Consider the following 15061-nt stretch of genomic DNA (forward strand, 5'->3'; position numbering starts at 1 on the left):
GACCGGGACATCGTCAGAACGATCTTTCCGTTGTGGGTGTTGGTTTCGAGCAGGCGGTGTGCCTCTCAGATGTCCGGCCTGTTGGCCCCCACTGCCTGGGCCTTGATCAATACCTCCCCTGGACCAGGCACGGGCGTGTCGGCCGTCCCGACATAGAGGAGATCCGGACCGCCCGGAGCATCGAACCGGATTGCCCGCATGGTCACGGCTTCAGCCTTCATCGACAATGGGATTGGACAATGTCCCGATCCCGGAGATCTCGACCTCGATGCGGTCGCCCGCCTTCATGAATAGCTTGGGCTCGCGGAACAGACCTACGCCGCTCGGTGTCCCGGTGGCGATGACGTCGCCGGGCACCAGTTCGCACACGGTGGAGAGGTAGGCGATGAGCTTGGGGATATCGAAGGCGAGGTCCGAGATCGGCGTCGACTGGAGGACGGCGCCGTTGAGCCTCGTCACCATCGACTGCGCGGCGGGATTACCGAATTCGTCTGCGGTAACCAGCCACGGCCCCATCGAACCACTGCGATCGAAGTTCTTGCCGGCCCAGAACTGAGTCGTGTGGCGCTGGTAATCCCGCACCGATCCGTCGTTGAAGCAGGTATAGCCCGCGACGTGGTCCATCGCACGGGCCTCAGGAATCGCCCGCCCGGCACGGCCGATGACGACGGCGAGTTCTCCTTCGAAGTCGAACCATGTCGAGACCGAAGGGCGCACCATCGGCTCGGCATGTCCCACCAGCGAGGATGGATAGCGGGTGAAGATGGAGGGATGGCTGGGTGCTTCGCGTCCAGTCTCCTTGATATGGGTCATGTAGTTGAGCCCGATGCAAAGGATCTTGTCGGGGTTCTCGATCGGTGGAAACAGCACGACGGTGTCGAGGGGAACCCTGGGAGATGCGGCCGCGGCGGCCGGCAGGGCGGCGAGCGCTCCTGCCGCCAGGGCGGCACGCAGGGTAGGAAATCTGTGCCTGAACGCCTCGCCGACATCCCTGACGGCGCCCCCTTCGACGAGGCCGTAGGACCTGACGCCGCCGTCGGCGACATACGAACTTATACGCATCTGAATGCTCCGGTTTTAGAATAAGGCTCGGGAGGCGGAGAACGTCATTCCTGCCTGACCACACTGTCGAACCAGGCGCAGCCGGTCGATGGATCGGGCGCCCGCATGCCTCGCCGCGCGGCGTCCAGTCTCATGTCGCGCGGGCGTAACCGGTCCGCGGACTCTTCGGGAAGGTAGAGGCGCTCATGGCCCCAGTAGCTTGGCCCGTCGAAGGTCTCGTGAGGTTTCCAGGTGGAAGGGTCGATCATGCGGGCGCCCCAGCCGTGCTCGACGAAGAAGCCGGAGGGGCTGTTGGCATAAAAGCTGATCATGTGATCGTTTGAGTGGCGCCCGAGCGTATAGGCAATTTGACCTTCAGTCTGGTTCGCGAGGTCGTAGCCCTGCCCCACATCGTCCAGGCTGATCAGTTCAACCATGAAATGATGCATTCCCTGACGACCGGTGCCGACCATAGCGAAACTGTGGTGACGGCCGTTGAGGTGGAAGAAGTAGAGTTTGAAGGGCTTCAGTCCATAGTCGGTCACGCGAAAGCCGAGCAGATCGCGATAGAATGGAAGCAGCAGGTCAACGTCGCGCGCGTGAAGCACCGCATGCCCCATTCCGAGAGATCCCGTCTTGAACCCTGAGATCGCCCTGCCCGGCAGGAATGGGTCACTCGCTATGGAGGGTCCGCAAAAGACCTCGATGCGATTGCCCTCGGGGTCGGAGAAAGAGATCAGCCGGATGACTTGGCGCTGGTCCGCCAGGATCATGGGCTCCAGGGTGACACTGACACCCGCGTTCTCCAGCCTCGAAGCCAGCAAATCCAGTGCTTCCGCCGAAGCGACCTCCCAGCCCATGAAACCGAGCCCCTCACCGGCGTCGTCGGTAACGACGAGCCGCTGCTTGCGGTCGTCCATCCGAAAGGCTCGCACACCTGCGCCGGCATCAACCTGCTGCATTCCAAGCAGGTTCGTAGCGAACGATTGCCATTCCGGGGTCCGCGTGGAGCGGATTCCGATATAGCCGAGGGAAGCAAGGGTCATGATTGCAGCCCGATCCTAGAGAGGGGCACCGCGCTCCATGGCGCGGTGCCATGCCGATCACCGCACAGCGGCCTTGTGTGCGGCGATAGCTGCGGAGAACGCGTCGTAGAGAGCCTGGCCGTCGGGATTCTGGGCGATCCAGTCGGCCTGGGCAACGCTGACTGCGTCCCTCCATTGGGTCAAGAGCGCCTCGTCGGGGTCAAGGATCTTGACCTTGGAGCTGGCCGCGATGCGTGCGCGCGTTTCTTCCATCGACTTGTCGAACAGCTCGCCGAACCGCTTGGAGAACGCAGCACCCGAGAACTTGTCGAGGGCCGCCCTAGCCTCCTCGGAAAGCGACTCGTACTTTGCCTTGTTCATGACCACCAGCATGGGCGTGGCCCCAAGCGGAACGGTGTTGTAGTTTGTGATCACATCCGCCATTCGGAATGTCTCAACGGCGCCCCATTGCGTCAGCGTGCCCACAATGAGACCCTTGCTGATGCTGTCGGCGATCGAAGGGCCCGTAATGCCACCGACTGGCACCGCGCCGATCGCCTTGATGGCGGTCAGCATCGTTGGCCCGGGGGCCCGGAAATTCACGCCCTGCAGATCAGACGGCTTTTCGACAGGCCGTGTCGCAGCGACGAAGTTGGGGAAGGACGTAAAGATACCGAGCACCTTCAGCTTATTGTAGTCGCCCTTCAACAATCCCTTTTCGTACATGTCCCACATTGCGGCCGAACCGGCGCTCGCGTTGGGAACCAGGAACGGCAATTCAGCAACGGTGCCCTCCTGGAACCTACCCGGCGAATAGCCGGGGATGACCCAGGCAATATCGGCGACGCCTTGTTCCACAAGCTGGAGCTGCTGAGCTGGATCTCGACCCAGTGACCCTCCCGCGAAAATCTGAACGTTCAGAGCGCCGTTGGACGCATCCGTAACGTCCTTTGCCCAGGGTGTGAGGATCTGCTTCGTGACCATGGCCACGGGAGGTTCAAAACTGGAGAAGCGTAGGGTTTCCGCAGAAACGACGTTGGTCGCGACAAAAATCGCCGCAGCCGCTGCCAGTAGACGAGGCATAAGTTTCATCGAAATCCTCCCTGGGTGATGAATGAACCGATGCTAGCTGGCACAGGATGCCCGGGCACGGCGGTTCCCGGTTTCGTCCATCTGATGGACATCACTCTCACCGGATCATCTGCGGCAGCCAGAGGGTGATTTCCGGGAACAGGGTCAGCAAGGTAAGGCGCGCGAATTCGGCGCAAAGAAACGGAAGGATGCCGACGTAAATTGTCCTCAGCGGCACCGATTTGTACATGGAATGGAGAACCATGACGTTTATACCGATCGGCGGAGCCAGCATGCCGATGCCGATGACGACGACGTTGATGATGCCCCACCAGACGAGATCGTAGCCGAACGACAGCACAAGGGGCACGACCATCGGCAGCGTGATCACCATGGCAGCCACTTCATCGAAGAAAGCCCCAAGGAAGATATACAGAACCAGTAGAGTGAAGATGATCGCCTGCGGGGGATGCTGGTAGTTGCGTGATTGCCGACACCAGGAAGGCGGCAGCGCCGGTCACTGCCATGAAGTAGGAGAAGATCGTCGCGCCGAAGACCATGACGTAGATCATCGCCGTGCCAGCGCTGGCTTCGGCGAGCACCTTGATGAAGCGCTGCCATCCGAGCCTGCGTCTGACCAGCGCGAACAGGAAGGCCACCATAACGCCGATAGCCGCGGCTTCATTGACCGTGAATATCCCGGAGTAGATGCCGCCGATCACCACCGCGAAAAGGATGTAGACTCCCCAGGCCTGCTTCACGGCCAGCCACCGCTCCATGGCGGTTGCTCGAGTTCCCCGCGGACCCGCTTCCGGGCTGATCATCAGCTTTACTTGTATCGCGACGACATAGAAGACGATCGCCATGATGGCGGGCACCACACCTGCGGCGAACAGGTCGAGGACCGACTGTTCCGTCAGGACGGCGTAGAGGATCATCATGCTGGAGGGAGGCACGATGATGCCGAGCGTGCCTCCTGCGGCAACAGACCCCGCAGCAAGATCCTCCCTGTAACCACGCGAGAGCATTTCAGGCATTGCCACCCGGCCGAATGTCGCCGTCGTGGCTACGCCGGAGCCGCAGATCGCACCGAAGCCGCCACTTGCGACGATCGTCGTCGTAGCCAGACCGCCCCGACGGTGCCCGATGAGGGCGTAGGCAAGATTGTAGACGTCGGATGCAAGGCCGCCTGCGGCAGCGAGGCTGCCCATCAGCATGAACAGTGGGATGACCGCGAGGTCGAGGTTCGCCATCGCCGATGCCGGTTCACTGGCCATCAGGGTCAGGGCTGGGCCCCATCCTGCGATCTGGGCGAACCCGACCATACCGACCAAGGCCATGGCGACGCCGATGGGGACGTGGAGGAGGATGAGGCCCATCATTGCGATGAACCCGAAAAGGGCAAGCAGCAGCGGGTCCATGACCACGTCCTCGCGATAAATCGAGATCAGAGGTGAGCGTCGGTGGCGACTGGGTCATCGTCTGGTTCCAGTGGACCATTGCCGCGCATCAGCGCTGCCAGATCGGCTAGGAACACGACCAGCTGTACGACGGCTGCGAGGAACATCATCACGCTCGCTGCCGTCCACCAGGGCCATACTGGCCATGCCAGCACCCATGTGCGGTCGCCGTTCGTACGCAAGCTGGCAGCATAGGGCACGAATTGCCAGGCAACGAGGACGATGAAAATCAGCGTAATGAGGCTCGCAAAGGCGCTCAGTGCGCTCTTTGCCCGACCACCCGCCAGAGATCCGAACACCTCTACGGAGATGTTCTGCTTCATAGAGAGATTGGCGGGGATGCTTGCTGAGATCACCACCGCCATGACGACCGCACTGATATCGTTTACGCCCTGGATGGGCGCTCCAGCCAACCAGCGCAGGAGCACATCAAGTGATGTCATGACTGCGAGCCCAAGCAAGCCGGCGAAACCGAGGAGGGCAAGTGTCTGGGATGCGGCACGAAGGCGCGCTTCAACCGATTTCAACGATGTTCCTCCCGTTGCCCCGAAAGGCGCGGGGTGAACTTGACGTGCGGAGGGTTGATTGCAATGTGGGTCCCCAAACTGTCCATCACGCGAACAGGGGTGGCTGCCATTTCGAACTTCGGAACAGTGCGTTCGCTGCAACGCGGTCTGGCAATCCTCCAGGCCGTGAACCGGCAAAATGGAGTGAAGGCTGCGGATGTCGCCAAAATGGCTGGGGTCCCACGCCCGACAGCCTATAGGTTGCTCGAAACCCTTGAGGGCCTCGGTTTCGTGGTCCGCGGTCAGTCCGGAGACATGTGGCGCCCTACCCTGCAGACCAAGTCCTTGAGTTCGGGCTTCAGGGACAAGGACTGGGTTGCTCAGATCGCCGTGCCGCAGATGATGAAATTGGGCCGTAAACTGTTATGGCCTCTTGATCTGGTCACGTTCCGCAACTTCCGAATGGAGATTCGGGAGTCCACACACAACATAAGTCCCTTTTCCGTCGACCACGGCATGGTCGGCCGAGGCCTGCCCGTTCTCGACACAGCAGGCGGTCGGGCATATCTGGCCTACCTGCCCGATGCCGAAAGGGAACAGGTCCTGCAGGCTCTGCGGGCGGAACTCGGCGAGGAGAAGGTCGGCTTCCACGAGGACGGTCCGCTGGAATTCATCCTCGATCGGACGCGCCAGCTCGGTCTCGGTTATCGGATGCGGGGCTTCAACGAACGTACCATGAGCATCTCTGCGCCGGTGATGGCCGAACATCGCCCCGTCGCGTGCCTGACCATGATCTGGATCGGGTCCGCGTTGAGGTTTGAAGACGCGGTGCGCACTCACGGAGATTCGCTCAAGGCCACCGCACGTTCGATTGCCGACGAACTCGCCAGGTTGTCCCTCGAGAACAACGACCTGTAGCGGCTCAGGCCGCCCACCAGTTCCTCGGGATCGAAGCTCGCCGCACAGTAGCGGTCCGGACGGACCAGCATGACCTGATCGCGATGCGTGAGGAGCGGCCGGGCAGACGGATCCTTCCGCATCCACGGAACGGAGCTGTCGAGATGCACATGCGCCATTGGTAGACCGAGCATCTCGTGACTGACGCCAGTTGCGACTGCCCTGGCCGCGGGTGACTGGGTGATGAGTGAAAATCCCGGCCCCAACTTCTCGTCCAGGAGAACGGTCCCTTGACCCGTCGGAACTCGCGGTTGGGGTATCATCTCGCCGACGAGTGACGCCTCGAAACAGGGGGCATCCAGATCGAGGAACAGGCCCGCACCATATCGTGGCCGAGGTTTGAACCTCATCTGGATCAGGTAGTCCCGGACGTTCGGATATGGTCCCAGTGCAGCGAGCAGGAGTTCCCTGAACCGCAGCTGTTCGGCATCGGCCGGCATTACGAAATTGCCCATGGTGACTGCGACCAGGATCATGTCCCATGCCGGCTTGCGCCGCTCGAGTTCGTAGCTGTCCAGGATCGCCGCTTCGGCGCCGCCCTTCACCGCGATTGCGACCTTCCAGGCTACGTTATGGGCGTCGCGGAGGCCCGCATTCATCCCTTGTCCGGCAAAGGGCGGGGTGAGATGTGCCGCGTCTCCAAGGAGGAGGATCCGCCCGGACCTGAACCTGTCGGCCATCCGAGCGTGGAAAGTACACGGTCTTACGCAGAACCTTGGAGCTATCGTAGTCCCGGAAAGGTTTTAGCAGGTCGGCGAGGAAGCTGTCCGCGAGCACGTCTTCCCGCTTTTCGCCAGGCAGCAGCATGAACTCGTATCGACGTCCTCCATTCGGCGCGGGCACGCTGACCGTCGGCCGGATGGAGCTGCAATAGAACTTCGAGAATCTGGAAGGATCTGGATCTTCGATCATGTCGAGAACGATCCAGTCTTGCATGTAGGTGTTGCCCGACATGCCGATACCAAGGCTCTCGCGGATCGGACTCCTTCCGCCATCGCACGCGAGAACCCATTCGGTTCTGATCTGGTGCTGCCTCCCGCTTTCGTCGGTGACGTTCACGACCGGTTCGCCGCTCACCTCCGAAACGAGCGTGACGTCCGAGGCGAAGAACAAACAGCCCGGTGCCTGTTCTTCCAGCCGCTGACGTAGAGCCAGCTCAAGCTCAGGCTGGTAAATGCTGTCTCTTGGCAAAGCCGTAGGTTTCGGGACCCGCGCCGGTCTCGGCGATGCAGTTGCCCGCATCATCGAGATACTTGGATCCGACCGCCTTCATCGTATGCGCGACGTAACTCCTATCCAGCCCGAAGACCTGGAGGGTTCGCGCGCCTTCGTCATCCAGAACGATGGCGCGCGGCAGATTCATCGGTCCCGGTTCGCGGTCAAGCACGACGAAATTCACGCCATAGGCCGCCAGAAGATTGGCCACCGTCAATCCCGTTGGGCCCGCACCGACGATCACGACCTGGGTGCGGGAGGGGTAAGTTGGCATGCCGCCGTGCTCCTTGTTCCAACAACTGCCGCAGATGAAAATACGGCGCGGTCTATGAAGTCTACGCGCTCGGCTGGGCCGTCCGGTGCACGGACAACGCGCGATCGACGCCGTTACGGGGTCAGGTACAAGCTAATGCGAAGGCCGGGTCCAAGGGATAGGATCCGCGCAACCTCTTCAAATCCTACGAGGCTTCGACGCCGATAGCTGGAGTAAGAACAGGGTTCTACGGTGCGACGCTGATAATCCAGCTTATGCGTGCAAATCGCGGCAAGCCACCGTGTACGGAACCAGCCATGGCGACGATCTAGGCGACACGACAGGCATCAGAAGCCCATCCCGTTGAGGCCGATCGGCCGGGACCTGCATCACGAAAGACGGTCGCAGCTACAAGGTCGCATGGCGAACGATCGTCGTCAGGCTTCGGCCATCTGATCGCCGACTACATTGAGGCCATGCACCAAATGATGCGCGAAGAACTGCAGCGGCGTCACGGCGACCATGTTGCCGTGACGCTGCATTCTCTTCCTACCTATTTCATTCGGCAGACGCCTTGCCCATCGCGGCTTTCGCCACGAGCTTGCCCTGACTGCGCAAATGAATGATTTGGGCGAGCAGTCCAACGATGAGAAGCACAAGCAGACTCGCCTGCGCCCCCAGGAGAAGTGGCGAATTCAGATCGGTGACGAACGGGTGTCCGTCTGGAACACGACGCAGGATTTCCGTCACGGTCGGCACCATCAGCAGAAACGCGGTCAGGCTGAGGAAGATTGTTTCAAGGTATTTGCCCGCGCGTCCAAAACCTGCGACGCGGTCAACACCGTATCCGAGGATCAGAAATAGGATCGTCACCAAGCCGATGACGTAGCTCACCGGCTGGTGCGCGACAAGGAGCGCCGTCGCCCCGCCGAATAGCATGAAAACGAAATAGGCGACCCCTGTGGCTGACCGAGGCACGATCCGCCCGTGCCGCGCAAACATATATGCAGCCAGCGGAATGGCTGGCAGGCTACCGAGCGTGTGCACCCAACCAAGTGCTGAAATTCCAAACATGCGTTTTATCCTTTCTACTAGAAGGTAGGTATTTGTGACGAACGTCGCGGAGCCATCACAGCCATGACTATCTGGCATCCAAGGCCGGAACCGGGGTAAGTCGCGCCAACAGGGAACTGGTCACGGCACTGAATATCTTCGGATCGCCATAAGCTCGCGCCGAAAGTATCGCGCCGTGAACCGTAGCCATGAACGCTTCGGCCTCGGCACGAGGGGTATTCGCCAGTCTAAGTTGGCCGCGCTGCGCGCCGCGCTCCATCACGGATGTCAGCCATTCCGAGAGGGAGCGGAAATGCGCCCGAACTTCCAAGCCAACTTCCTCGGGCAGCACCGGGAGTTGGCTCGCCAACAGCGCGCAGACGCAAAACGAAGTGCTGGCATCAGGGATGCAGGCCTCCCAGTATCCAACGTAGAGCCGAAGCTGATCGAACGGATCGGATACCTGAAGTTCGAGTTGTGCCAGCCCCTCTTCGGCTTCTTTCCGATATCGTGCAACCAGCGTTCGGACCAGATCGACCTTGCTTGGGAAATGGTGATGGATGCTCGCCTTGCGGATCCCGACCACCTCCGCGATGTCGGCATAGCTGAATCCGTTGTAGCCGCCTGCGACGATTAGAGAACGCGCGCAAGCAAGGATGTCGTCGGAGGTGGTGGATAAGTTGCTCATGCTGCTACCTACCTTCTGGTAGGAAGGTTGTCAAGCTCGGCCGCCGATGGGTCAGGGCTGCAACAGCTTTCTCTCAGGTGAGGTCGCGGCAAAGATGCAGGCGCTGGGCGTTCACAGCTCTTGCCGCTAGTCGGCGTGGCGGGTTGCGTCTGTCGCGGCAATGGTGGCAGCGTAAGCCATGCTCACGCTTCGCCAGATCGAGGTCATTCGCGCCATCATGGTGACGGGCAGCATCGCGGGTGCTGCCCGTCTGCTCAACGTCGCCGCACCCGGCATCAGCCGGCTGATGAAGTATTCCGAAGACAGCCTTGGGATCCGGCTGTTCGACCGCCGCGCGGGGCGCTACGTGCCGACGCCGCAGGCGCGCGACATCTTCGACCTGCTCGACACCGTCCACCGCAAGATCGAGGACCTGCAGTCGGCCGTCGAGGGACTCGGGCGCGGCAAGAGCCAGGAACTCCGCATCGCCTCCGTCCCCAGCATCGCCAACGTGATGCTGCCGCGGGCGATCGCGGCGCTGCGCAAACGCTATCCCGACCTCGGTCTCGACATCGGCATCCTCAAGATCGAGGAGGCGATCGACTACCTGCTGCTCGGCCGCGGCGAGGCGGTGGCGATGTCGTCGCGCTTCGACCATCCGCTGATCGAGTTCGAGCCGCTGGCGAGCGGCCGTCTCGTCTGCATCGTTCCGGAAGGCAGCGCGCTTGCAGGGCGGTCCAGGATTACGCCGGCGGAGATGGCGCAGCACCCGCTGATCGGCATCAACCCGAAGGACCCTTACGGTGCGATCATGGCGGCGATATTCGCCGATGCCGGCGTCAACTACCGCACGAACGTCAAGGCGCGCTTCGGCACCACTGTCTGCTCGCTGGTGGCCGCGGGCCTTGGCATCGCGATCATCGACGAGTTCACCGTCGCCCATGGCAGCTGTACCCGGCCTGAGGAGCATCGAGATCGACGCCGAGAGCACTTTCCAGACCTACGTCGCGCGTCGTCGCGACGTGCCCCTGTCCGCCTTCGCCGAGCGCTTCATCGAGCTTCTGCGCGCGGAGATGAACTCGGTCCATCCCGTCGCCGCGCCGGTGCCAAGCGTTCGAAAGGCGACAAGGCGATCGTAACATCATGTTACGCATCTCGCAGGTATTGATACGCGAAGCATGAACCGCCCGGCGCTATGAATCCCGCACCGGTTCGACGGGGGCGCTCTTGGCGCCCGCATGCCGAACGGAAATCCGGCTCGAGGGGAGGCGACGGCCATGAAGACGTCCATCGCGACAGTTTCCATCAGCGGCGACCTGCGGGAAAAGCTCGCGGCGATCGCGGGAGCGGGATTCGACGGCGTCGAGATTTTCGAGAACGATTTCCTGGCCTTCGACGGATCACCCGCGGAGGTGGGACGCATGGTGCGCGACCACGGGCTCGAGATCACGCTGCTCCAGCCTTTCCGCGACTTCGAGGGCCTGCCCGAGCCGCAGCGCAGCCGCGCCTTCGATCGCGCGGAGCGGAAGTTCGACCTCATGCAGGAGCTCGGCACCGACCTGATCCTGGTCTGCTCCTCGGTCTCGCAGGCCGCGCTCGGCGGCATCGACCGGGCGGCTTCGGATTTCCGGGAGCTCGGCGAGCGCGCGGCGAAACGCGGGCTGCGCGTCGGCTACGAGGCGCTCGCCTGGGGCCGGCATGTCAGCGACCACCGTGACGCGTGGGAGATCGTGCGCCGCGCCGACCATCCTAATGTCGGGCTTATCCTCGATTCCTTCCATACGCTGGCGCGCAAGATCGATGTCGGCTCGATCCGTTCGATCCCCGGCGATCGCATCTTTATCGTCCAGCTTGCCGACGCACCGCTGATCGAGATGGACCTGCTCTACTGGAGCCGGCATTTCCGCAACATGCCGGGCGAAGGCGACCTGCCGGTGGTCGACTTCATGCGCGCCGTCGCCGCCACAGGCTATGATGGGCCGATCTCGCTCGAAATCTTCAACGACCAGTTCCGCGGCGGCTCTCCCAAGTCGATCTCGGTCGACGGCCGCCGCTCACTGGTCAACCTCATGGACCAGGTCCGCCGCGCCGAACCCGCCCTCCAGATCAGGGTGCCGGAAATGCCGGACCGTATCGCGGTCGAAGGCGTCGAGTTCATCGAATTCGCGGCGAACGAGCAGGAAGCTGCCGAACTCGGTAAGGCACTCGCATCAATAGGGTTCAGCCTGGCAGCGAAGCACCGCACGAAGGATGTGACGCTCTGGCGCCAGGGTCGGGCGGGGGGCGGCATCAACCTCGTCGTCAACACCGAGCAGGAGGGCTTCGCGCACTCCTCCTACCTTATCCACGGCACCAACGCATACGCCGTCGGGCTTCGAGTTGCGGACGCAGCCGCGACGGTAGCCCGCGCACGCGCGCTGGGCGCCGAGACCTTCGAGCAGAAGCGCGGCCCCGGCGAACTGCCGATCCCGGCGATCCGCGGCGTCGGCGGCGGCGTCATTTATTTCATCGACGGCGCGCTGGCCAATGTCTGGGACGTCGAGTTCGAGCCGGTCGCCTCTGCCGCGGTCGCAGACGCCGGGCTGACCCGGATCGACCATGTCGCGCAGACGATGAACTACGAGGAAATGCTCACTTGGATCCTCTTCTACACTTCGATCTTCCGCGCCGCAAAGGCGCCCATGGTCGACGTGGTCGATCCCGCAGGCCTGGTGCGCAGCCAGGCGATCGAGGGGGAAGGCGGAGCGCTGCGCCTCACACTCAACGGCGCGGAGAACCGCAGGACGCTCGCCGGCCATTTTATCGCAGAGAGCTTCGGCTCCTCGGTCCAGCATCTCGCCTTCGCCACCGACGACATCTTCGCCTCCTCGGCAAGGCTAGACGCCCTCGGCTTCTCCCGGCTCGAGATAACTCCCAACTATTACGACGACCTCGAAGCCCGCTTCGGCCTCGAACCCGACTTCGCCGATCGACTCAAGGCGGCCAACATCCTCTACGACCGCGACGCGACCGGAGGCGAGTATTTCCAGCTCTACAGCCCGGCGATCGGCGAAGGCTTCTTCTTCGAGATTGTCGAACGGCGCGGCGGCTATGGCGGCTACGGCGCGCCCAATGCCCCGTTCCGCATCGCCGCGCAAAAGCGGCATATCCGCCCGGCCGGCATGCCGAGGGTCTGACTGCCCGGCACGTGGTGCCTGGCCTTCCGCGATTACGGACGGCCGGGTTTGATTTGCGTCATTGCCCTGTCACGCATGAGCGACGATTTTCACGGAAGCGGCCGGTCGGATGAAGTCGGCCGCGGAGGCAAAGGGTTGTCGTCAGCCCCTCCTGCCCTATCGTCGGCAGTGGGGCCGCATGCACAGGGAGACGCTGGTGGCGCTGGACAGGACTACACTCGAGCTCATGGACCGCTACTGGCGGGCGGCCAATTACGTCTCGGTCGGCCAGATCTACCTGCTCGACAATCCTCTGCTGCGCGAACCGCTGGCCGCGTGGGACGTCAAGCCGCGGCTGCTCGGCCACTGGGGCACGACACCCGGCCTCAACTTCATCTACGTCCACCTCAACCGCATCATCAAGGAACGCCACCTCGACGTGCTCTATGTCTGTGGCCCCGGCCATGGCGGGCCGGCAATGGTCGCCAACACCTATCTCGAAGGCACCTACAGCGAGATCTATCCTGAAATCGGCCAGGACGAGGAAGGTTTGCGCCGGCTGTTCAAGCAGTTCTCGTTCCCCGGCGGCGTGCCGAGCCACGTCGCACCTGAGACGCCCGGCTCGATCCATGAGGGCGGCGAACTCGGCTATGCGCTCGTCCACGCCTTTGGCGCGGCCTTCGACAATCCCGACCTCGTGGTCGCCTGCGTCGTCGGCGACGGCGAAGCCGAGACCGGCCCCCTGGCCGCGGCCTGGCACTCCAACAAGTTCCTCAACCCGAAGGTCGACGGCGCGGTGCTGCCGATCCTGCACCTCAACGGCTACAAGATCGCCAACCCGACGCTGCTTGCGCGGATGGACGACGCGGAATTGCGCGACCTCTTCTCCGGCTACGGCTACGAGCCGTTTTTCGTCGAGGGCCACGAGCCCTTCCCCATGCACGAGGCGATGGCGGCCACCTTCGACACCGCCTTCGACCGCATCAGGGAGATCCAACGCGCGGCCCGCCAGCCGGGCGCGGCCGCGACACGGCCACGCTGGCCGATGATCGTGCTGCGCAGTCCGAAAGGCTGGACCGGCCCGAAGGAGGTCGACGGCAAGAAGGTCGAGGACTTCTGGCGCTCGCACCAGGTGCCCGTCGCCAATGCGCGCGGCGACGCGGCGCACCGCAGGGTTCTGGAAGACTGGATGCTGAGCTACCGCCCGGGCGAGCTGTTCGACGGCGCCGGCCGGCTGCTGCCGGAGATTGCAGCACTCGCACCGGAGGGAAACAAGCGCATGGGTGCCCTGCCCCATGCCAATGGCGGACTCCTGAAGCAGGATCTCGTCCTGCCCGACTGGAAGAGCCTCGCGATCGACGTGCCACAGCCCGGCGGTCCGACCGCCGAGACGACCCGCTTCATGGGGGCCTATCTGCGCGAGGTGATCCGCCTGAACGTGGAAACGAAGAACTTCCGCCTGATGGGGCCGGACGAGACGGCCTCGAACCGGCTCGACGCCGTCTTCGAAGCCACCAATCGCGTCTGGATGGAGCGCATCGAGCCTTATGATGTCCAGCTCGCGCCGGAAGGCCGCGTGATGGAGGTTCTGTCGGAGCATCTGTGCCAGGGCTGGCTGGAGGGCTATTTGCTCACCGGCCGCCATGGCCTGTTCTCCTGCTACGAGGCCTTCATCCATATCGTCGATTCGATGGTGAACCAGCACGCCAAATGGCTGAAGACCTCGTCTGAACTGCCCTGGCGCAAGCCGATCGCCTCGCTCAACTACCTGCTCACCTCGCATGTCTGGCGCCAGGACCATAACGGCTTCAGCCACCAGGATCCGGGCTTCGCCGACTTCGTCGCCAACAAGAAGGCCGACACGGTGCGGCTATATTTCCCGCCAGACGCCAACACGCTCCTGTGGGTCACCGACCACTGCTTGCGCACCTGGAACCGCATCAACGTCATCACCGCCGGCAAGCAGCCGCAGCCGCAATGGCTGACCGCCAACGAGGCAGAGGCACATTGCCGGGCCGGCGCCGGCGTCTGGGACTGGGCCTGCACCTGCCCCGCCGGCGAGGAGCCCGACGTGGTGATGGCCTGCGCGGGCGACGTATCCGACGCTTGAGACCCTTGCCGCGGTGGACCTGCTGCGCACCGCCATCCCCGAGCTGAAGATCCGCGTTGTCAACGTCGTCGACCTGATGACGCTGCAGTCTCATACGGAACATCCGCACGGCTTCACCGACGCGAAATTCGACGCGCTGTTCACCAAGGATCGCCCGGTGATCTTCGCCTATCACGGCTATCCTTATCTCATCCATCGCCTCACCTACCGGCGGACCAACCACGACAATCTCCACGTTCACGGCTTCCGCGAGGAGGGAACGACCACCACACCCTTCGATATGGCAGTGATGAACGAGCTCGACCGCTACCATCTGGCGCTCGCTGCGATCCGTCGCCTCCCTGGCTTCGCCGGGCGGGCGGAAGCGGCCGTCACGGCGATCGAGCGCAAGCTCGCAGCGCACCATGATTATGTGCGCCAGCACGGCGAGGACATGCCGGAGATCCGCGATTGGCAGTGGCCGTCGAAATGAGCCGACGCGCCCCGGGCTTGACGTGCCGCCCCGCGTCGGGGAAATCGGCATTGTCGATCCCTCGACCCGAAGCGGA

General features: G+C 62.8%; 13 protein-coding genes and 2 pseudogenes. 4 read left to right on the plus strand and 11 right to left on the minus strand.

Annotated elements, in window-relative coordinates:
- Positions 1-210: 210 nt before the first annotated feature.
- The 6 genes from LRS09_RS02895 to LRS09_RS02920 all read right to left on the minus strand — a co-directional run bounded on the left by LRS09_RS02895 (position 211) and on the right by LRS09_RS02920 (position 5124).
- Entirely contained in the window at positions 211-1062 is an 852-nt protein-coding gene (locus LRS09_RS02895) for a fumarylacetoacetate hydrolase family protein (protein WP_257804147.1), read from the minus strand.
- A gap of 44 nt (positions 1063-1106) precedes the next feature.
- Positions 1107-2087 carry a VOC family protein gene (locus LRS09_RS02900; RefSeq protein ID WP_257804149.1) on the minus strand — a complete coding sequence of 327 codons (981 nt, stop codon included), beginning with the start codon at positions 2085-2087 and terminating at the stop codon, positions 1107-1109.
- A gap of 57 nt (positions 2088-2144) precedes the next feature.
- Positions 2145-3158 carry a TRAP transporter substrate-binding protein gene (locus tag LRS09_RS02905; RefSeq protein WP_257804150.1) on the minus strand — a complete coding sequence of 338 codons (1014 nt, stop codon included), beginning with the start codon at positions 3156-3158 and terminating at the stop codon, positions 2145-2147.
- 97 nt (positions 3159-3255) lie between these two features.
- Positions 3256-3540, minus strand: coding sequence for a TRAP transporter large permease subunit (locus LRS09_RS02910; RefSeq protein WP_257804151.1), 285 nt, complete (start codon positions 3538-3540; stop codon positions 3256-3258).
- 1 nt (position 3541) lies between these two features.
- On the minus strand, positions 3542-4558 hold the full coding sequence (locus LRS09_RS02915) for a TRAP transporter large permease (RefSeq protein WP_257804152.1): 1017 nt from the start codon (positions 4556-4558) through the stop codon (positions 3542-3544).
- 26 nt (positions 4559-4584) lie between these two features.
- A complete protein-coding gene (locus tag LRS09_RS02920) occupies positions 4585-5124 on the minus strand; it encodes a TRAP transporter small permease (RefSeq protein WP_257804153.1) in 540 nt (179 codons plus the stop codon).
- 99 nt (positions 5125-5223) lie between these two features.
- Between LRS09_RS02920 and LRS09_RS02925 the strand changes: the two genes are divergently transcribed.
- Entirely contained in the window at positions 5224-6021 is a 798-nt protein-coding gene (locus LRS09_RS02925; RefSeq protein WP_257804154.1) for a helix-turn-helix domain-containing protein, read from the plus strand.
- Here the strand turns inward: LRS09_RS02925 and LRS09_RS02930 are convergent.
- The 5 genes from LRS09_RS02930 to LRS09_RS02950 form a co-directional block, all read right to left on the minus strand.
- On the minus strand, positions 5940-6740 hold the full coding sequence (locus LRS09_RS02930) for an FAD-dependent monooxygenase (RefSeq protein ID WP_257804155.1): 801 nt from the start codon (positions 6738-6740) through the stop codon (positions 5940-5942). The genes LRS09_RS02925 and LRS09_RS02930 overlap by 82 nt on opposite strands.
- On the minus strand, positions 6631-7251 hold the full coding sequence (locus LRS09_RS02935; protein ID WP_257804156.1) for an FAD-dependent monooxygenase: 621 nt from the start codon (positions 7249-7251) through the stop codon (positions 6631-6633). The genes LRS09_RS02930 and LRS09_RS02935 overlap by 110 nt, the downstream gene beginning before the upstream one ends.
- A complete protein-coding gene (locus LRS09_RS02940; protein WP_257804157.1) occupies positions 7223-7549 on the minus strand; it encodes an FAD-dependent monooxygenase in 327 nt (108 codons plus the stop codon). The genes LRS09_RS02935 and LRS09_RS02940 overlap by 29 nt, the downstream gene beginning before the upstream one ends.
- Positions 7550-8086: 537 nt before the next feature.
- On the minus strand, positions 8087-8602 hold the full coding sequence (locus tag LRS09_RS02945; protein WP_257804159.1) for a hypothetical protein: 516 nt from the start codon (positions 8600-8602) through the stop codon (positions 8087-8089).
- Between the two features lie 67 nt (positions 8603-8669).
- Positions 8670-9269 (minus strand): TetR/AcrR family transcriptional regulator, encoded by a 600-nt coding sequence (locus tag LRS09_RS02950; RefSeq protein ID WP_257804160.1) that lies wholly within the window; start codon positions 9267-9269, stop codon positions 8670-8672.
- Between the two features lie 178 nt (positions 9270-9447).
- Here LRS09_RS02950 and LRS09_RS02955 point away from each other — a divergent pair.
- From LRS09_RS02955 to LRS09_RS02965, 3 genes and pseudogenes are all read left to right on the plus strand, one after another.
- A pseudogene (locus LRS09_RS02955) lies at positions 9448-10387 on the plus strand (LysR family transcriptional regulator).
- Positions 10388-10525: 138 nt separating this feature from the next.
- Positions 10526-12424 carry a bifunctional sugar phosphate isomerase/epimerase/4-hydroxyphenylpyruvate dioxygenase family protein gene (locus tag LRS09_RS02960; protein ID WP_257804161.1) on the plus strand — a complete coding sequence of 633 codons (1899 nt, stop codon included), beginning with the start codon at positions 10526-10528 and terminating at the stop codon, positions 12422-12424.
- Positions 12425-12602: 178 nt separating this feature from the next.
- Positions 12603-14985: pseudogene (locus tag LRS09_RS02965) on the plus strand (phosphoketolase).
- Positions 14986-15061: the final 76 nt, after the last annotated feature.

Origin of the sequence: Mesorhizobium sp. J428 (assembly GCF_024699925.1) — a bacterium.
Classification (GTDB): domain Bacteria; phylum Pseudomonadota; class Alphaproteobacteria; order Rhizobiales; family Rhizobiaceae; genus Mesorhizobium_A.